Source organism: Shewanella sp. ISTPL2 (assembly GCF_013283205.1).
GTDB classification, from domain to species: domain Bacteria; phylum Pseudomonadota; class Gammaproteobacteria; order Enterobacterales; family Shewanellaceae; genus Shewanella; species Shewanella oncorhynchi.
On the sequence record NZ_JAAPAV010000001.1, the window covers coordinates 2902011 to 2919895 of the forward strand.

Consider the following 17885-nt stretch of genomic DNA (forward strand, 5'->3'; position numbering starts at 1 on the left):
AATCTTTAAACTTAGGCCGAAATGATGAATTCATTTTCGGTTAAGCAAAATGAACGATGTTAAGAGAGCCTGAATCTTAAGTCGTTATCTTAAGGTTTTGAGCACAAAAGCAATGGGATAAGAGGGCGAGGATAGGGGGACGATATGGCATTTTAAAGTGATTGAATTGTGCCTTGGATAAATAGAAGCCATAGCCCAGTAAACCCACTTAACCCACTTAACATCCATGACGTAAGCTAGGTTGATGAACTTAGTGTGTAATCTATTTTTGTATTAGTGTGTTGGTTCGAGTGCGGCAAGTAAGGAGCGCACGACGAGATCACACTGGCTTTGGCTGTAACGCCGATGAATTGCAGGTTTCTCAATCAGATAATAATGTGGCGCCATCATAGTTTCGTGGAGTCTATTAAGCTCTGTGTCGCTAAGGCGCTCGAGATGTAATCCGGGCATATGTTTAACTGTGTGCATATCAATGCTAGAACAAAAAGCCACACTCTTCATGGTTAATAGATGGGCATACCATTCTTCCCTGTCTATCACTTTCTCTACGGTAGGCAGTAAGATACCTTGGCGCTGGCAAAATAATTCTAAGGGATCGATTTTACTGTTAAAGCCCTTGAGTTCTTGAAATAGAAACGGATGGCGACAAATTTGCTCTAAGGTAATATTCGTCTCAACGTCCCAAAGCGGATGTTGCTTGGCTGCAACGATATAAATGCCATTGATTGAGCCAAGTTTGGTGTAACTTAATTCTTTATTTTCAGCACTTTCAAACGTAATCCCAAAATCAAGCGCACCTGCGTGGATCAACTCAGCGCTATTTTCCTGCCATTTATGTAAGCGTATTTGTCCTAGCTTTTGGGCAAGTTCAGGAGTGCTTAACTGAGGCGCTAAAAAGCTTAGCAGGCCATTACAAGCAGCGATATGCAGCGGTAAGTCGGTATTGATGGCCGCATTTTGTATCTGGATTGCAGATTGTTCGAGGTGATAAACCGATTCAGTAAACTGGCAAATAGCAACATAGAGACTTTCTGCTAAAGGCGTCGGTTTAAGCCCCTGTTGACGACGATAAAATAGTTCATCATTAAAGGTTAGGCGTAATGCATTGAGGCAGCGGCTTATTTTGGGGGCAGAAACATCTAGCGCTTTGGCCGCGCTATTTGCGTGCCCAGTGTCGAAAATACTTTTAAATACAAGCAAGGTAAAAACATCGAGTTCACAGATCTGTTTTAGTAATAAGTTGCTCATTTTGTATTTTGCCCTGTATGAGTCTTAAATGTTTTTGCGGTGCTATTAGGGGAGTTCTGTGTCCTTGCGATTACCCGAACCACCGCGATCAAATATCATGGGTACTAACTACTAAGATTAACATTCAGCATGCGGATTAACTGTGATCCCTCTCGGCAAAATAACAATTATTTAACCATTGTAAAGAGGAGCGTTGGGGGGAGTTAGGTGAGTAGGCGCTATGTTTAACATCGAGCGATAAGGAATGATTGAGCTAAAAGAGTGAGTCAAAGTCTGCTCACCTAAGGCGGCGAGCAAATGATAGTGATGCATTTCGGATTAACGAGATTCTATGACGTCGTTTTGCACGGACGGTAAGTTGAGTGGATCTGCTGTTGGTGTATGGCCTATTGCATGGGAATAAATGGTTGGTGCATCTTCTTTAATCCGCATCCCGATAAATTGGCCACCCTCAAGGATTTGCATTGAGGTACTTGCCACTTCGCCGTCGACAACACCATTACGTTGGATCACTAAACGCTCACAAATGAGTCTGCCTTTGAAGTGCCCATCGACGATAAATTCATGGCACTTTACTTCACCTTGAATTATACCGCCTTGTTCTATGGTGATATTGGCCTCAGAAAGCAGCTGACCTTGGATATCACCGCCAACAAGCACGTCGCCTGTTAATTCGATATTTCCCGTGAGTTTAGTGCCTCGAGCAATAAAGCTAAAAGAGGTACTTTTTTTAGGCGGGAAAAACAGTTTTTTTACAAACATCATCATAAATTAACTTAATTCGAGAAGGGATTAACTGAGTTCAACAGAGGCGCGATACTAGCTTAAAATCCATGAGAAGCACAGCTCTGCATGTGTTAATGCAATTACAGTATTTCTATCAAGTTGGTCGTTTTATCTCAATGGCTTTGCTAGGGCAAGGAGCTACGCAGGCACCGCATCCAGTACAAAGACCAAGGTCTATTTTGGGGCTCGGAGCCTGACCAATACTGAGCACAAAACTGATGGCTCTTGGTTCGCAGGCATCCTTACAACTTTGGCACCAGATCCCTTGAAAGGTTAAGCAGCTTTCTTGAATATGGGCTTGGTATTGCCAAGGTGCTTGAGTCAAATCGAAAATATTTTCAGGGCAAGCCTTAGCACACAGGGTACAAAATGTGCACTCATTGTCCTTAAAGGAGACTTCAGGAAATCCGCCATCACCTTTGATGATAATGTGAGTTTCACAAACCTCAAGACAGGCGGAACAACGAGTACACGCATCGGTAAACTCGATATCATCACGTACCCAAGGCGGCCTTATCGCATTATCTTTACGCCGGCGAAAGAGGCTGCGACGGCTGTGATTAATACTTTGAGTCATGTTGCTCCTCGGGTGGTTAATGCTGTAAAGCGATGGTATTTAGAGGGTAAAGAAAAATGGCTTGGGAGATTTCCACAAGCCATTCAAGTTATTAGCCGTTATAACCATTGGGATTGGTTGATTGCCAATGCCAGCTACTGTTGGCCATATCTTCTAGGGTATGAGTCGCTTGCCAGCCAAGATCTTCCCTTGCGTGGGTTGGATCGGCGTAGCAGGCGGCAATATCCCCTGGGCGACGTGGCGCAATTTGGTAGGCAATGGTGTTACCACAGGCTTTTTCAAAGGCCTTCACCATGTCTAATACACTATATCCTTGGCCTGTGCCTAAGTTATAGGTCACTAGACCAGGTTTAGTGGCCAATTTTGCAAGCGCTTTTAAATGACCATTGGCTAAATCCACGACATGGATATAGTCACGCACGCCGGTACCGTCGTGAGTCGGATAATCATTACCAAACACGCTCAAGGCGGTGCGTTTACCCACGGCAACCTGCGCAATAAAGGGCATCAAGTTGTTAGGGATATCGTTAGGATCTTCGCCGATTAAGCCACTGGCATGGGCGCCAACCGGATTAAAATAGCGCAGACGGGCGATATTCCAGCTCGGATCGGCATTGTGTACATCTGCCAGTATATGTTCAACCATCAACTTAGACTGACCATAAGGGTTTGTTGCCCCTGTGGGAAAGTCTTCGGTGATCGGTAAACTTGCGGGATCGCCATACACAGTTGCCGATGAGCTGAATACGAGATTTTTTACCTTAAACTCTGCCATGACTTGGCAAAGGATAAGCGTACCCGTAACGTTATTCTCATAATACTTCAGGGGTTTTGCGACGGATTCTCCCACCGCTTTTAATCCTGCAAAGTGGATAACTGAATCAATAGCATGATCGTTAAACACTTTCTGCAATAACGCTTTATTGAGAATATCGCCTTGATAGAAAGTAACCGATTTACCAGTGATCCGCTCGACTCGGTTTAAGGCTTCTATGCTTGAATTAGACAAGTTGTCCAATACAATCACATCATTACCAGCATTGAGCAGTTCTACTACTGTGTGGGTGCCAATATAGCCAGCACCACCGGTCACTAAAATCGTCATTACTTAATTCCTTTTACAACGGTTTTTAAATAGTGTGCAAAATCTTCACCGATTTCGCTGTGGCGCAGGGCATATTCAACGTTAGCACGCATATAACCTTGCTTGTTACCACAGTCATGGCTCTTACCTTCCATGTAGTAAGCATTTACGGTTTCTTGCTTCATTAACATCGCAATCGCATCCGTTAATTGAATTTCATCGCCTGCGCCCGCAGGGGTTTTAGCCAGTAGTGGCCAAATGCTGGCTGGTAACACATAACGGCCTACAACGGCTAAGTTAGACGGCGCTTCATCCACGGCTGGCTTCTCAACCAGTTCGACTAATGGCTCAGATTCACCCGGTTGTAAATCATGACCATTCACATCGGCAATACCGTATTGGTTGACGACGTTATGTGGCACGCCTTCCACCATGATTTGACCGACTTGGGTTTCATCAAACAGGGCAACCATAGCGGCTAAGTTATCGCTACGAAGGTCACAGCTGGCTTCATCTATGATCACATCCGGTAGCAATACGGCAAATGGTGCATCGCCGACGACAGATTTAGCACACAAAATCGCATGACCTAAGCCTTTAGCTTGAGATTGGCGCACGCTGATCACTGTTACATCTTTAGGACAAATGGATTGTACGGCTTCAAGTAACTGACGTTTAACGCGGCGTTCTAATTGGGCTTCTAATTCGAAACTGGTATCGAAATGGTTTTCGATAGAGTTTTTACTGGCGTGGGTCACGAGTACAATTTCTTTGATCCCAGCCGCGATAGCTTCACTGACTACGTATTGAATCAATGGCTTATCGACAACAGGTAACATTTCCTTTGGAATTGCTTTGGTCGCTGGAAGCATACGAGTGCCTAGGCCTGCGACAGGAATAACGGCTTTACGAATTTGATGTTGTTTCATTGCGAACCTTTTAGGTCAAGGAGATGCGGTTAATGGCCAATATTGTAAATGACCTGCACAGAAAAGCTATTTAGAAACGCTGAAAACTTAGGATATTTAAGTATTTTTACAGCGAAGTCGACGTAAGTTTTAGCAAAGGTAGCACAGTGCATCTAATCCAGCATGGGTGATGTGCACTTGCATGGCGTTTTTAATACCCTTGTAATATTTGCTTTACGTTTACGTCACAGTAGTGGTGCAAGAATAAAGTGTGAGGGAGTTAACAAATTTAAAGGCTTAGATCACTATGGTTCCATGAGCGCTAGCCACTAAGTGAAGACTATGACGAAAGGAACAGAGTACATCGCTCACAGAGCTGATGACACAGGGTTTATCAACTACCCGCAAGAAGAACATGAGATTTGGAGCCAGCTTTATGCCCGTCAAGCGATAAACCTGCCTGGCCGTGCCTGTAAGGAGTATTTGCAAGGGCTAGATGCCTTGGCTATGCCAAAGAATCGTATTCCGCAACTTACTGAAATTGATACTGTATTGCAAGCGACCACCGGCTGGAAAACGGCAGCCGTACCTGCGCTTATTTCCTTCGGCCGTTTCTTTGAACTACTGGCCAATAAAGAGTTTCCTGTGGCGACATTCATTCGCCGTAAGGAAGAGTTTGATTACCTGCAAGAGCCTGATATTTTTCATGAAATCTTTGGTCATTGCCCTTTGCTCACCAACCCTTCATTTGCTAATTTTTCACATATGTATGGCCAATTAGGTTTAAATGCCAGCAAAGAAGAAAGGGTGTTTTTAGCGCGTTTATACTGGTTTACGGTTGAGTTTGGCTTGCTACAGCCTAAAGATGGCCCCTTGTGTATCTATGGTGGCGGTATTTTAAGCTCACCTGGTGAAACTTTATATGCAATGGAAAGTGACGTGCCAGAACGTCAGCCCTTTGATTTATTGAATGTGCTACGAACCCCATATCGCATCGACATTATGCAGCCGATTTATTATGTGATTGAGCACATTGATATGCTTGATGAAATTGCCCAAATGGACATCATGAGTTATGTCACTAAGGCACGTCAGTTAGGTTTATTGGCTCCTAAATATCCTCCCAAAGCCAAGGCGAGCTAGTCTCGGTTCAATGGATGGTTTGATGTGTCATTTAAGTCGCCATCTAATTTAGTCATGTGATTTAAGTAATTAATAAGTAATGAGTAAAGTGCAACTGAATGTCTCTATTGATGTTGCCAACAGGAGTATGTATGACTGCGTTATCGAATATGAAATGTGAAGCGTGCCAAGCCGATGCACCAAAAGTGACCGATGAAGAATTGGCAGAACTTATTCGTATGATCCCTGACTGGGGCGTGCAAGTGCGTGACGGCGTAATGCAACTTGAGCGCGTCTACAAGTTTAAAAACTTTAAACTGGCGATGGCATTCACGAATAAGCTGGCGGATTTAGCGGAAGAAGAATTCCATCATCCAGGCATTTTTACTGAATGGGGCAAAGTGACTGTCACTTGGTGGTCGCACTCCATTAAGGGGCTACATAAGAATGACTTCATCATGGCCGCCAAGACAGACCAGTTACTAGGTTAATTATTTAATCAATTTAATCAGCATCTTAATGTGTTTTATGATGCTGATTTTTTCTTCCTGTTACAATTCAACTGTAAACTAGGCTTGCCACTTTCAGTTTAACCTTCTAACGTATACGGGCTCTGCTATTTCCCCTCATCGCTGACGTTTTCGTCAAAGGTAACGATTTGCCTAGCAAGCGTTATTTTTGTTGTAAAGCCTAAGGCGAAAAATAGCTCTGCACGGTTTATCCCCAAAATTCAAATCAAAAAAGGGAATATCAGTCATTATGCGCTTGGAAGTCAGCTGTCAGGATCGTGTTGGTTTAGCCAAAGATATCTTAGTCGTGTTAGAGCGTTATGGTATTAATTTAATTGCTATTGATGCCAGTAACCAAGGATTCCTGTACTTACAATTTGCCGAAATCAGTTTTGAAACCTTGAGTGCCTTGATGCCGCAGATCCGCAAAGTGGAAAGTGTGCACGATGTGCGTACGGTGTCATTTATGCCCTCAGAGCAAGAACATTACGCCCTTAAAACCCTGCTCAAAACCTTACCCGACTCCGTTTTTTCTATCGATGCCAAGGCACGTATCCGTATCGTTAATGAGTCCGCCTTGCTCAATATCGGCATGGGTGAGCACGAAGTGCTCGAAGAGTCGTTAAACCATTGGGTACAAGGTTTTAACTTCAGCCGTTGGCTGAGTGAAAGCCAAGTATTGCCACAAGCGGCGCGGGTGCAAATTGGTCCGAATGAGTATCTTGCCGAAATGCTGCCGATTTACCTACCCGATGAGGATGAAAAAACCATCTTGGTTGGTGCTGTGGTGTCGCTGAAATCCCCTGCGCGCGTTGGAAAACAGTTTAACGCGCTGCAGAACCAAACCACTGGCTTTGAAAATGTATTAGCCAGCAGTGACAAGATGAAGGAAGTGCTTAAGCAAGCGCGGCGTATGGCCCAGCTCGATGCACCTTTGTTGATCACGGGTGAAACGGGTACTGGCAAAGAATTAATGGCCAGAGCTAGCCATGATGCGGGGATGCGCCGTGAAAAACCTTTTATCGCCATCAACTGCGCCGCTCTACCCGACAGCGCTGCCGAAGAAGAATTATTCGGTTACGTCAGTCAGGGCAAAGTCGTCAAACGAGGCTTTTTTGAAGAAGCTAAGGGTGGCACAGTATTTCTCGATGAAGTGGCGGAAATGTCTAGGGCAGCTCAAGTTAAGCTGCTACGGCTATTGCAAGATGGCACTTTTAGACGCATAGGGGGCGATGAAGAAGTGCGTGCTGATGTGCGAATTATCTGTTCGACTCAGAAAAATTTAGCTGAACTATGCCAAACCGGCGAGTTTAGGGAAGATTTGTACTATCGCATCCATGTGCTGAGTTATCACATCCCGTCATTACGTGAGCGTAAAGTCGATATCATTCCACTGACGGAAATGTTCCTCGAACATTACAGTCAACAGTTGTCTAGCCCTGTTCGGCGGATTTCGGCCCAGTGCCGCGATCATTTGCTCACCTACGCTTGGCCAGGTAACGTACGCCAATTAAAAAACGCGGTCTTTAGAGCCGTGTCTATGTGGGATGGCTCGGCCGAGTTGACGGTAGAACAGCTGAAATTGCCGTCATACGCCGAAGGTTTTGGTTACTTTGATAATGAGTTTGAGGGCAATCTGGACGATGCAATGAAGCAGTTTGAAGCGAGTCTGTTGCGTCGATTATATCCGGCCTATCCGAGCACTCGCCAGTTGGCGAAAAAGCTAGGTGTATCACACACAGCTATTGCTAATAAACTGCGTGAATACAAGATAGCCAAGCGCCGTTAGCCAGAGTCTCGTTGGGTTGACACAGTCAATGTAACAGTATCGTTCCACTTATGTTGCCGACTTTTCAGGCATATTGCTTACCGAGATATTGATAAGCGGTAACTAGGTTATAAACGTAATGATTAGTTTACAAAATGTGAAATAATTGACCTAAATGTGATTTTGGTCACGCTATAGGAATCTTGAGCTGCATCGGGTATTTCTACGCGCAACAAATACGTTAAAGCAAGTAAAAGAGCATGCCTCGTTGGCGCGAACTGCGTAACATGTATGCCCTTAATGAGTCAAAAAGTTCGATTTAAATCGCCGAATATAAGCTGGGTGACGTCGCGTGTTTTCCAGCACAATAAAATTGTACACCTAGCCGAAGAGCACTGGAGCCAATATGAAACTTGCAAGTTATAACAATGGTCGTCGTGATGGTCAGTTGATGTTAGTCAGCCGCGATCTCACTAAAACGGTTGCCGTTCCTGCCATTGCCCACACTATGCAGCAATTACTCGATGGTTGGGATTTACTGAGACCGCAATTGCAAGAATTGTACGATGCGTTAAATGAAGGCATGTTAGATAACGCGCAAGCGTTCGACGAAGCTAAGTGTTTGTCGCCATTACCGCGTGCTTACCAATGGGCCGATGGTAGCGCTTATGTGAATCACGTTGAGTTAGTCCGTAAAGCCCGTGGCGCAGAAATGCCAGAAACCTTCTGGACAGATCCGTTGTTTTATCAAGGTGGCTCAGACAGCTTTATTGCCCCTAAAGCGGATATCCCATTGGCGAGTGAAGACTGGGGTATCGATTTCGAATCTGAAATTGCGGTTATTACTGATGATGTGCCTATGGGCGTGAGCACTGACAATGCAGCTAAGCACATTAAATTGTTGATGCTAGTTAACGATGTGTCATTGCGTAACTTGATCCCTGGTGAGTTGGCGAAAGGCTTTGGTTTTTTCCAATCTAAACCATCGAGCAGTTTTTCGCCTGTGGCTGTGACACCGGATGAATTGGGTGTCCGTTGGGAGGATTCGAAAGTGCATTTACCGCTGATCACCTATTTAAATGGTGAATTATTTGGTCGTCCGAATGCAGGCGTTGATATGACCTTTAATTTCAGTCAGTTAGTTTCGCATATTGCAAAAACCCGTCCATTGGGCGCAGGCGCGATTATAGGCTCTGGTACTATTTCTAACTATGACCGTAGCGCAGGTTCAAGCTGTTTAGCGGAAAAACGTATGTTAGAAGTGATTGCCGAAGGCAAAGCCACTACGCCATTTATGCGTTTTGGTGACACAGTGCGTATCGAAATGCTCGATGATAATGATGTAACCATTTTTGGTTCTATCGATCAAAAAGTGGTTGAATACAAAGCCTAAGGCTTTCCCTTAAAGGGCGACACCGACTCAAACTAACGGGGCTTAATTGCCCCGTTTTTATACTGACTTTTATAAGGAAATGAAAATATGAAACTTTACGGTTATTGGCGTTCCAGTGCAGCCTATCGGGTTCGTATTGCCCTTAATCTCAAGGGGATTTCAGCCGAACAGTTTTCAGTGCATCTCGTGCGTGATGGCGGCGAGCAACATAAAGCGGCCTACATTGCACTTAATCCTTTAGAGTTAGTGCCAACCTTAGTGGTGGATGATGAGCTGGATGTGGATGCTTTGTCGCAATCTTTAGCGATTATCGAATATCTTGATGAGATACATCCACAGTCGCCATTATTGCCTGCATCGGCTCTTGAACGTGCCCACGTGCGCGCTATGGCACTTACGGTCGCCTGTGAGATCCATCCATTAAACAACTTGCGGGTATTGCAATATTTAACGCAAACCTTAGGTGCTGATGACACCGCCAAAAATACTTGGTATCACCATTGGGTCGCAAGTGGTTTTACGGCCTTAGAAACCTTGTTAACACGGCATAGCGGTCGTTATTGCTTTGGAAATGCAGTGACATTAGCTGATTTGTGTTTAGTGCCGCAGGTGTATAACGCCCAGCGTTTTAATGTGGATTTAACGCTTTATCCCAATATCATGCGCGTGTGGGCCGAGTGTAATCAGCTAGAAGCCTTTGCCAATGCTGCGCCAGAGCGCCAAGCGGATGCGGTGTAACGAATTGCGCGGATACGGTTTTTACGAATAGAAAGAATGGATGATGAGGCTTGCTTTGCGAGTCTTATCTCAGCGATGGAGTTTAAATGCTTTTCAGTAAAAAATGTCCGTATTGCAAAGGTAAACTCGGCGCTAAGGATGTGCCGATTAAGGAAGGACGCTGCTGTCATTGTGATAAGCCGATACTGTACAAACTCAATGTAATAAAATGGATGCTACTGTTCATGCCCATCTTTACTGTTAGCGTTAATCTGCTAGACAAAGATGTCTATGGGTTTTGGATTTGTTTTGCGGTAATGGCACCGATTTATAGTCTCGTTTATTTACTCTGTCATGAGGTCGTAAAGTGCTCAGAAACCGATGGCGAAGTGGAGTAAGCCTAATGTCTTTCCCGTGTTTTTATCTGATATTGAAGCGGGCGATACTGTTATGAGTGGTGCTAGGGGTAATGTCATGAGTGTTGCTACGAATAATGTTATGAATGATGCAATGAGTGAAACAGCGCTAGAGCATCAATTACTCGAATGGATAGCTCAAGACTGCGAGCGGGTGAGGGCGCTTGAACTCGCGCTTCAATGTGCCAAAGTACACTCAATGCCGCAGTGGTGTCTGGCGGCGGGATTTGTCCGTAATTTAGTCTGGGATCGTTTGCACGAATTTGAGTTGAGTCCACTGAACGATATCGATCTGATCTATTTTTGCCCTTTAGATATTAGCCCTGAGCGGGATCTGGCGATTGAAGCCTATCTTCATCAGCTTGCCCCTGAGTTACCTTGGTCGGTTAAGAATCAGGCGCGCATGCATAGTCGCAATCAAGACATGGCTTACACATCTTGTATTGATGCTATGGCACATTGGCCAGAGTTAGAAACTGCGGTTGGGGTGTGTTTAAAATCTCATGTTGAGACAGATACTCAGGTAGATACAGAGACTGATCATCATTCCACATATTACGGTATTGAGCTGGTGATTCCCTTTGGGCTGAACTCCCTGTTTGCCCTCAAATTGAGCGCCAATCCAAAGCGATCATTACCCGTGTTTCATCACAGAGTCGCGACTAAGGGCTGGCTAACTCGCTATCCTTTGCTTACGTGTTGTTATTCAAGCTAATCTTCTCACTTTCTTATTCGTTCAGTCTAAAACTGACTTAACCGCCTCACACTGTCATTCCATGCAATCTAGTTATCTAACATGATAGGTATCATCCTCAAGCCGTTTTTATTTGTCCATTTTTTGTTTTTATCCTCATTCAACTCGTCTCTATAATTTGAAATTAATGTTCAAATAACCTCTTAGTTAAGTGCTTTTTATTGTTACTAAAATGTTTATGGTGTTATTGGTCACTACCTCTTGCGGAAGTCATTAGTGATGGCTAATACAACACTTGGCTCACAGAAAACAAAGGAGTATTATCAATAAATGTTTGAATTTCGTGATTCAGCTCCCATGTGTAGTACCTATAAGTGAGTATTGCTCACTCACTTTGATTTGGATCAATAAATCAGCCGCATATCTCTGGCAGTGTAGGCGTCAATTGTTAAGGATGTAATACAAAACAAAAACCTATGTTGTACATATGGAGTATGATGATGAATAAAAACACTGTTTCTACACTGGTCGCTGCCACCCTTTTAGCCGCTGGTTTTTCTGCCTCTGTATCGGCTCACCAAGCGGGTGACATTATCGTTCGTGCGGGTGCTGTGGTTGTTGCGCCAAATGAATCAAGTGATGATGTTGCGGGTAACGGCGAGTTCCAAATCAGCAACAACACTCAAGTGGGTTTAAACTTTGGCTACATGCTGACAGATAACTTTGGGGTTGAGTTATTAGCTGCCACACCTTTTAGCCACGATGTTTCTTTAAAAGGTGTAGGTAAGATTGCAGAAACTAAACATTTACCACCCACTTTAGTGGCACAGTACTACTTTGGTGATGCGCAATCTAAATTACGTCCATACGTGGGTGTTGGTGTTAACTATACTAATTTCTTCGACAATGAGTTCACCAACGATTTAAATGGTGCGTTAACTGACTTGAGCATGAGCACTTCGTGGGGCTTAGCGGCACAAGCAGGTGTTGACTATCAAGTTAACAAAAACTGGTTAGTGAACGCTTCAGTGTGGTACGCACAAATTAGCAGTGACGTGAAGTTTAAATTAGCGGGCGACACTGTGGTTATCGACACTGATATCAACCCATGGGTTTATATGGTCAGCGTGGGTTACACTTTCTAATCTACGGATCAGATAAGCGTAAAAAAGGAGCCTTAGGCTCCTTTTTCGTTTCTGCACTTTTTATTGCGCTATGTTCTGTTCCACTTAGGCTAAGCCGATTTAGCGCTTTGGCTTTTTAGCTTTCCAGTGGCGAGTGTTATAGATAAATTCGGGTAATAACACAGTAAGCCAAGCGACGAGGCGCCAGCGTTTGGTCACATAGACGCGGCGTTTGCCTTGTTTCATTGCCTTGATGATTTGCGCTGCGACTTGTGGCAATGGTGCAAGCCACATTGCACTTTGCTGCATAGCGGCTTTATCGAGCAAACCAAGTTGGATATCGGTAATCGTAATCGGTAACTTAAGGCGCTGAGCATGCATACTTAAGCCCTCAAGGTAATTCTGGCCAAAGGCTTTTGAGGCGTGATAGGCCACACTCGGCCCGCCGCGAAGGCCCGCAATCGAGTTGATTGCCGCCAGTTGTCCATAACCTTGCTCGCGAAATAGTCTAAATGCCGTATTGCAGATGGCAGCAAAACCTCGCACATTGACATCGATAATGTCTTGCTCCGGTAGCCAAGGCAACTCGGGGTCATAGCTATTGAGGCCTGTATTGACTAAGACTAAGTGCGCGCCGCCAAGAGTTTGCCAGACTGATTCAAGTTGGTTGATGATGGCTTGAGGTTGTTCAATTTGAAGTGCAAAAACTTGTACTTTTGTTGGCAAGGATAAGGCAAAATCGCGCAGTGATTCTGGATCTTGGGCGAATAAGACTAATTCAACCTGTTGATCTGCCAATTGCTTTGCAAGTTCACGACTTAATTGTGAGCTAGCTCCCACAATGATTGCAGTTGCTTGGGTCATAGATTTTTCGGCAACGAAATGGTGGCTTATGATAGAAAGTTATGTTCACCAAGACAAGATTTATAGCTTGGGCGTATGGACATCTAGAAGTCTTTATGTATGATTAGGAGAAACAAAATGAACAAATGGTTGCGTTTAAGCGCGTTGAGATTAACAGCCTTAGCATTAATGGCCATCATGGGGGTGTTATCCGGTTGTGCGACACCTAATGCTATCGTTGAGATAAAAGGCGAGACCTTATATCGCGAACGGATAGCCTTATCTGCCGATGCTAAGGTCATAGTGCAACTGCTTGATGTCTCAAAAATGGATGTGCCAGCCATAGTGATGGCGGAGCGCGTGCAACAAGGTGCTGCGACACCCGCGCCATTCAGTTTTGCGATTGGTAGCGATCAGTTCCAACCCGGTCACACTTATGCCATAGGGGCCCGGATTATGTTGGGTGATAAGTTATTGTTTATTAATACTCAAGCCTATCACATTGATCTCAATTCCACTGAGCCAATGACGATACTGCTAGAGAAAGTCGGTGGCTAGTTAGCCCGCTCAGAAGTGAGCTGACATACGCGCCGAATCCGTTAGTATTTACGAACAGAAGAGGCGCGGTATGCCGGTTAGAATTCCAGATCATCTGCCCGCAGCAGGGGTGTTAGAGTCAGAAAATATTTTCGTTATGTCCGAGACGCGGGCGGCGAATCAAGATATCAGGCCGATGAAGGTGCTGATTTTGAACTTGATGCCGAACAAAATCGAGACAGAAACCCAGTTATTGCGCTTACTGGGCAACACGCCTTTACAAGTCGATGTGGATTTACTGCGCATTCACGACAAAGAATCCAAGCATACTTCCATCGACCACATGAATACTTTTTACCGTGACTTTGAAGCCGTGCGCCATAAAAATTATGACGGTCTTATCATCACAGGCGCGCCGCTTGGGCAAATCGATTTCGAAGATGTGGTTTATTGGGATCATATCCGTGAAATCATCGACTGGTCCCAAGAGCATGTCACCTCAGTGTTGTTTTTATGCTGGGCAGCCCATGCGGGCTTGTATCATCTCTATGGTTTAAATCGAAAAATATTGCAACAGAAGCGTTCTGGCGTATTTGTACATAGGCGCACTTGTCAGCATTTCCCACTGCTACGTGGTTTTGATGATGAGTTCTTTGCACCCCATTCGCGTTTTGCCGAGATGGATGTGGAAGAAATTAGACAACACCCGCAGTTGCAAGTGTTAGCCGAATCTGATGAGGCTGGGGCCTATTTGGTGTTAAGTCGCAATAACCGTAACTTGTTTGTAATGGGTCACCCTGAATATCAAAAATCGACCTTAAACGATGAATACCATAGGGATTTAGCCCAAGGCTTAACGCCAAATGTGCCACAAAACTATTATCGAAATAATAATCCAGAAGCCGAAGCCATTGCCCGCTGGCACAGCCACGGTAGTTTGTTGGTCAGTAATTGGCTCAATTATTACGTTTACCAGTTAACGCCTTATGACTTAAGTGATATGACGGCGATGACGCCGTGGGAATCGCGCTAAGGTTTTTTTTAGCCTTTTATGGTGATGTGGTCACATGGATGTGACCTAAGCTGATACCCAAAAGCCCTTAATTTATCTCTCCCTTAGATTCTGTTGTCCACACTTGACTGTGCTTAATCCCTGCCTCGCTGTAAATCCTTACTGACAATTTTCACCCGATAAAATCGACACATTAGACCAAGGAATACTTGCTTTACGTTCGCGTAAACGTCAGAGTGGTTTTATTGTCGATTTTATTAAACGTCCCAAGGCTAGCACTAGGCCTTGTGGTCAATTTGGGTTGGAGCCTGCATGAGTACTGAACCGTTAAATCAAGATATCGTTATTGTTGCCGCTAAACGCACCCCTATGGGTGGTTTTCAAGGCAGTTTGTCATCTGTTGCATCACCGACTTTAGCCGCGACAGCCATTAAGGGCTTGTTGGCGGAGACTCAATTAGCGGGTGAGCATGTTGATGAAGTCTTGATGGGCTGCGTATTACCCGCTGGTTTAGGTCAAGCGCCTGCGCGTCAGGCAACTTTGGGTGCGGGATTACCCTTATCCGTTGGTGCGACCACAGTGAACAAAGTCTGTGGCTCAGGCATGAAGACGGTAATGTTAGCCCACGATTTGATTAAAGCGGGCAGTGCAAAAGTCGTGATCGCTGGCGGTATGGAAAGTATGAGCCAAGCGCCGTATCTTTTGGATAAAGCTCGCGGCGGCATGCGCATGGGCCACGGCAAAGTGCTCGATCATATGTTTTTAGATGGTCTTGAGGATGCTTATACTGGCGGCGCCATGGGAACGTTTGCCCAGAAAACCGCCGATGAATTTGGTATCACCCGCGAGCAGATGGACGCCTTTGCGCTAAGTTCGCTCGAAAAAGCCAATGCCGCGATTAACTCGGGCGCCTTTAAGGCCGAAATCACGCCTGTCACAGTCAGTGATCGTCGCGGTGATGTTACTGTCGACACCGACGAGCAACCCGGTAATGCCCGCCCTGAAAAAATTCCTACGCTGCGACCAGCCTTTACCAAAGATGGCACTATCACAGCGGCTAACTCTAGCTCTATTTCCGATGGCGCAGCGGCATTGATGCTGACCTCGCGTGGCGAAGCTGAGCGTTTAGGCTTAACAGTATTAGCCACCATTAAAGGCCACACGACCCACGCCCAAGAGCCTTCACTCTTTACCACTGCACCTGTCGGCGCTATGGCGAAATTGCTGGCTAATGTGGGTTGGTCAACGGATGAAGTCGATTTATTCGAAATCAACGAAGCCTTCGCTATGGTGACTATGCTTGCCGTGTCTGAACTGGGTTTAGATGTGGCTAAAGTTAACGTCAATGGCGGCGCCTGCGCCTTAGGTCATCCTATTGGTTGCTCGGGTTCACGTTTGCTGGTGACCTTAATTCATGCTTTAAAAGCCCGCGGTCTTAAGCGCGGTGTTGCCTCGCTGTGTATCGGCGGTGGTGAAGCAACAGCGATGGCCATTGAGGTCTAATTGCAAAGGTTTTAGTTAAATCAACAAGACGGGGCTGGCAAGGGCAATCACTTCCCTTGAGGATAATCATAATATCGCACCGCCAGCCCATCACTCTACAAGGAAAGGATTGCAACATGACCACACAAGTAAAGCATTACATTGACGGCGAGTTTATCCAAGGTACGGGCACATCACAGATTATTGTCACCAATCCCGCGAATAACTCGCCGATTGCTGTGATTAATGCTGCCACTAGCGAAGAAGTTCACGCTGCGATTGCTAGCGCCAAAGCGGCCTTTAAAACCTGGAAAGAAGTGCCAGTGTCTGAACGCGCGCGCGTCATGTTGCGTTATCAACATCTGCTAAAAGAACATCACGACGAATTGGCGACCATTCTTGCAAAGGAAACTGGTAAAACCTTTGAAGATGCCAAGGGCGATGTATGGCGTGGTATCGAAGTTGCTGAACATGCTTGTAACGTGGCGTCATTATTGATGGGCGAAACCGTCGAGAACGTCGCGCGTTCAATTGATACTTACAGTTACACTCAACCACTCGGTGTGTGTGCGGGTATTACGCCATTTAACTTCCCTGCGATGATCCCGTTATGGATGTTCCCATTGTCGATTGCCTGCGGTAACACTTTCATTTTAAAGCCTTCTGAACAAGACCCTATGACGCCGCAGCGCCTGGTTGAGCTGTTTGTTGAGGCGGGCGCACCTAAAGGCGTATTGCAATTAGTGCACGGTGATAAAACAGCCGTAGATATCCTGCTGGCAGACCCTGCGATTAAAGCAATTTCCTTTGTCGGTTCTGTGGCTGTGGGTCAATATATTTATAAAACGGGTACCGATAATTTAAAACGCGTGCAAGCCTTTGCGGGCGCGAAAAATCACTGCGTTATCATGCCAGATGCAAACAAACAGCAAGTGATCAACAACTTAGTCGGCGCTTCTGTGGGCGCGGCGGGTCAGCGTTGTATGGCGATTTCGGTTGCTGTGTTTGTTGGCGCCGCTAAAGAGTGGATCCCAGAATTAAAAGAAGCCTTAGCCAAAGTTCGCCCAGGTTTATGGGACGATAAAGAAGCGGGTTATGGCCCGGTTATCAGCCCAGCCGCTAAGGCGCGGGTGCTTAAACTTATCGCTCAAGGTAAAGCCGAAGGCGCCGAGTGTTTACTCGATGGCAGCGATTTTACCGTAGAAGGTTACGAGTCGGGCAACTGGATTGGCCCAACCATGTTCGATAAAGTCACCACTGAGATGAGCATCTACAAGGAAGAAATCTTCGGCCCTGTTCTGTGCTGCATGGAATCGGACTCATTAGAAGCGGCTATCGAATTAGTCAATGCTAGCCCTTATGGCAACGGCACGTCTATCTTTACCGCTAGCGGTGCAGCTGCCCGTAAATATCAACATGAAATCGAAGTCGGCCAAGTGGGGATTAACGTGCCGATTCCTGTGCCATTACCTTTCTTCTCATTTACCGGTTGGAAGGGCAGTTTCTACGGCGATCAACATGCTTATGGCAAGCAAGCGGTGCGTTTCTATACCGAGACCAAGACCATCACTTCCCGCTGGTTCGAGTCTGATATCGCCGTAGCTTCAACGCCAAATATGAGCATTAACCTACGCTAAGCTCGGTGATTAATCGATAAACCACGGC

At 45.5% G+C, this 17885-nt stretch carries 18 protein-coding genes; 12 read left to right on the plus strand and 6 right to left on the minus strand.

Going from position 1 to position 17885, the window contains the following annotated elements:
• Positions 1 to 273: 273 nt before the first annotated feature.
• The 5 genes from HUB64_RS12680 to galU all read right to left on the minus strand — a co-directional run bounded on the left by HUB64_RS12680 (position 274) and on the right by galU (position 4624).
• A complete protein-coding gene (locus HUB64_RS12680; protein ID WP_028760582.1) occupies positions 274 to 1248 on the minus strand; it encodes a LysR family transcriptional regulator in 975 nt (324 codons plus the stop codon).
• A gap of 318 nt (positions 1249 to 1566) precedes the next feature.
• The gene (locus tag HUB64_RS12685; protein ID WP_113938943.1) at positions 1567 to 2016 is read right to left on the minus strand and encodes a polymer-forming cytoskeletal protein; all 450 of its coding nucleotides are present in this window, start codon (positions 2014 to 2016) and stop codon (positions 1567 to 1569) included.
• Between the two features lie 112 nt (positions 2017 to 2128).
• Complete coding sequence (napF, locus tag HUB64_RS12690) at positions 2129 to 2611, minus strand: ferredoxin-type protein NapF (protein ID WP_131523786.1); 483 nt, start codon at positions 2609 to 2611, stop codon at positions 2129 to 2131.
• Between the two features lie 91 nt (positions 2612 to 2702).
• Positions 2703 to 3716 carry a UDP-glucose 4-epimerase GalE gene (gene galE / locus HUB64_RS12695; RefSeq protein WP_028760579.1) on the minus strand — a complete coding sequence of 338 codons (1014 nt, stop codon included), beginning with the start codon at positions 3714 to 3716 and terminating at the stop codon, positions 2703 to 2705.
• On the minus strand, positions 3716 to 4624 hold the full coding sequence (gene galU / locus HUB64_RS12700; RefSeq protein WP_028760578.1) for a UTP--glucose-1-phosphate uridylyltransferase GalU: 909 nt from the start codon (positions 4622 to 4624) through the stop codon (positions 3716 to 3718). The genes galE and galU overlap by 1 nt, the downstream gene beginning before the upstream one ends.
• 321 nt (positions 4625 to 4945) lie before the next feature.
• Here galU and phhA point away from each other — a divergent pair, with 321 nt between their 5' ends.
• From phhA to ompW, 8 genes are all read left to right on the plus strand, one after another.
• Positions 4946 to 5746, plus strand: coding sequence for a phenylalanine 4-monooxygenase (gene phhA, locus HUB64_RS12705; RefSeq protein ID WP_173497109.1), 801 nt, complete (start codon positions 4946 to 4948; stop codon positions 5744 to 5746).
• Positions 5747 to 5877: 131 nt separating this feature from the next.
• A complete protein-coding gene (locus tag HUB64_RS12710; RefSeq protein ID WP_106650051.1) occupies positions 5878 to 6216 on the plus strand; it encodes a 4a-hydroxytetrahydrobiopterin dehydratase in 339 nt (112 codons plus the stop codon).
• Between the two features lie 268 nt (positions 6217 to 6484).
• Positions 6485 to 8023 (plus strand): transcriptional regulator TyrR, encoded by a 1539-nt coding sequence (gene tyrR, locus HUB64_RS12715; RefSeq protein WP_173497110.1) that lies wholly within the window; start codon positions 6485 to 6487, stop codon positions 8021 to 8023.
• Positions 8024 to 8408: 385 nt separating this feature from the next.
• The gene (locus tag HUB64_RS12720; RefSeq protein ID WP_173497111.1) at positions 8409 to 9395 is read left to right on the plus strand and encodes a fumarylacetoacetate hydrolase family protein; all 987 of its coding nucleotides are present in this window, start codon (positions 8409 to 8411) and stop codon (positions 9393 to 9395) included.
• A gap of 87 nt (positions 9396 to 9482) precedes the next feature.
• Entirely contained in the window at positions 9483 to 10133 is a 651-nt protein-coding gene (gene maiA, locus HUB64_RS12725; protein WP_173497112.1) for a maleylacetoacetate isomerase, read from the plus strand.
• A gap of 86 nt (positions 10134 to 10219) precedes the next feature.
• Positions 10220 to 10510 carry a hypothetical protein gene (locus tag HUB64_RS12730; protein ID WP_028760572.1) on the plus strand — a complete coding sequence of 97 codons (291 nt, stop codon included), beginning with the start codon at positions 10220 to 10222 and terminating at the stop codon, positions 10508 to 10510.
• Positions 10511 to 10586: 76 nt separating this feature from the next.
• Positions 10587 to 11243, plus strand: a complete 657-nt coding sequence (locus HUB64_RS12735; protein ID WP_254451457.1) for a nucleotidyltransferase family protein — start codon at positions 10587 to 10589, stop codon at positions 11241 to 11243.
• Positions 11244 to 11719: 476 nt separating this feature from the next.
• A complete protein-coding gene (gene ompW, locus HUB64_RS12740) occupies positions 11720 to 12367 on the plus strand; it encodes an outer membrane protein OmpW (RefSeq protein WP_173497113.1) in 648 nt (215 codons plus the stop codon).
• A 99-nt stretch (positions 12368 to 12466) separates the two neighbouring features.
• Here ompW and HUB64_RS12745 read toward each other — a convergent pair whose 3' ends face one another.
• Positions 12467 to 13210 carry an SDR family oxidoreductase gene (locus HUB64_RS12745; protein ID WP_028760569.1) on the minus strand — a complete coding sequence of 248 codons (744 nt, stop codon included), beginning with the start codon at positions 13208 to 13210 and terminating at the stop codon, positions 12467 to 12469.
• 117 nt (positions 13211 to 13327) lie between these two features.
• Between HUB64_RS12745 and HUB64_RS12750 the strand changes: the two genes are divergently transcribed.
• The 4 genes from HUB64_RS12750 (at position 13328) to HUB64_RS12765 (ending at position 17857) form a co-directional block, all read left to right on the plus strand.
• The gene (locus tag HUB64_RS12750; protein ID WP_173497114.1) at positions 13328 to 13747 is read left to right on the plus strand and encodes a YbaY family lipoprotein; all 420 of its coding nucleotides are present in this window, start codon (positions 13328 to 13330) and stop codon (positions 13745 to 13747) included.
• Positions 13748 to 13817: 70 nt separating this feature from the next.
• Positions 13818 to 14759 (plus strand): homoserine O-succinyltransferase, encoded by a 942-nt coding sequence (gene metA / locus HUB64_RS12755; RefSeq protein WP_173245787.1) that lies wholly within the window; start codon positions 13818 to 13820, stop codon positions 14757 to 14759.
• 291 nt (positions 14760 to 15050) lie between these two features.
• Positions 15051 to 16241, plus strand: coding sequence for an acetyl-CoA C-acyltransferase (locus HUB64_RS12760; RefSeq protein WP_173497115.1), 1191 nt, complete (start codon positions 15051 to 15053; stop codon positions 16239 to 16241).
• 116 nt (positions 16242 to 16357) lie between these two features.
• The gene (locus HUB64_RS12765) at positions 16358 to 17857 is read left to right on the plus strand and encodes a CoA-acylating methylmalonate-semialdehyde dehydrogenase (protein WP_105249702.1); all 1500 of its coding nucleotides are present in this window, start codon (positions 16358 to 16360) and stop codon (positions 17855 to 17857) included.
• Positions 17858 to 17885: the final 28 nt, after the last annotated feature.

Bases quoted from the DNA above. Each gene is read 5' to 3' on its own strand.
- HUB64_RS12735 (WP_254451457.1), top strand. From the start codon at position 10,587: ATGAGTGTTGCTACGAATAATGTTATGAATGATGCAATGAGTGAAACA.
- HUB64_RS12710 (WP_106650051.1), top strand. From the start codon at position 5,878: ATGACTGCGTTATCGAATATGAAATGTGAAGCGTGCCAAGCCGATGCA.
- HUB64_RS12750 (WP_173497114.1), top strand. From the start codon at position 13,328: ATGAACAAATGGTTGCGTTTAAGCGCGTTGAGATTAACAGCCTTAGCA.
- maiA (WP_173497112.1), top strand. From the start codon at position 9,483: ATGAAACTTTACGGTTATTGGCGTTCCAGTGCAGCCTATCGGGTTCGT.
- tyrR (WP_173497110.1), top strand. From the start codon at position 6,485: ATGCGCTTGGAAGTCAGCTGTCAGGATCGTGTTGGTTTAGCCAAAGAT.
- metA (WP_173245787.1), top strand. From the start codon at position 13,818: ATGCCGGTTAGAATTCCAGATCATCTGCCCGCAGCAGGGGTGTTAGAG.
- galE (WP_028760579.1), bottom strand. From the start codon at position 3,716: ATGACGATTTTAGTGACCGGTGGTGCTGGCTATATTGGCACCCACACA.
- ompW (WP_173497113.1), top strand. From the start codon at position 11,720: ATGATGAATAAAAACACTGTTTCTACACTGGTCGCTGCCACCCTTTTA.
- galU (WP_028760578.1), bottom strand. From the start codon at position 4,624: ATGAAACAACATCAAATTCGTAAAGCCGTTATTCCTGTCGCAGGCCTA.
- HUB64_RS12730 (WP_028760572.1), top strand. From the start codon at position 10,220: ATGCTTTTCAGTAAAAAATGTCCGTATTGCAAAGGTAAACTCGGCGCT.
- napF (WP_131523786.1), bottom strand. From the start codon at position 2,611: ATGACTCAAAGTATTAATCACAGCCGTCGCAGCCTCTTTCGCCGGCGT.
- HUB64_RS12680 (WP_028760582.1), bottom strand. From the start codon at position 1,248: ATGAGCAACTTATTACTAAAACAGATCTGTGAACTCGATGTTTTTACC.
- phhA (WP_173497109.1), top strand. From the start codon at position 4,946: ATGACGAAAGGAACAGAGTACATCGCTCACAGAGCTGATGACACAGGG.
- HUB64_RS12745 (WP_028760569.1), bottom strand. From the start codon at position 13,210: ATGACCCAAGCAACTGCAATCATTGTGGGAGCTAGCTCACAATTAAGT.
- HUB64_RS12720 (WP_173497111.1), top strand. From the start codon at position 8,409: ATGAAACTTGCAAGTTATAACAATGGTCGTCGTGATGGTCAGTTGATG.
- HUB64_RS12685 (WP_113938943.1), bottom strand. From the start codon at position 2,016: ATGATGATGTTTGTAAAAAAACTGTTTTTCCCGCCTAAAAAAAGTACC.
- HUB64_RS12765 (WP_105249702.1), top strand. From the start codon at position 16,358: ATGACCACACAAGTAAAGCATTACATTGACGGCGAGTTTATCCAAGGT.
- HUB64_RS12760 (WP_173497115.1), top strand. From the start codon at position 15,051: ATGAGTACTGAACCGTTAAATCAAGATATCGTTATTGTTGCCGCTAAA.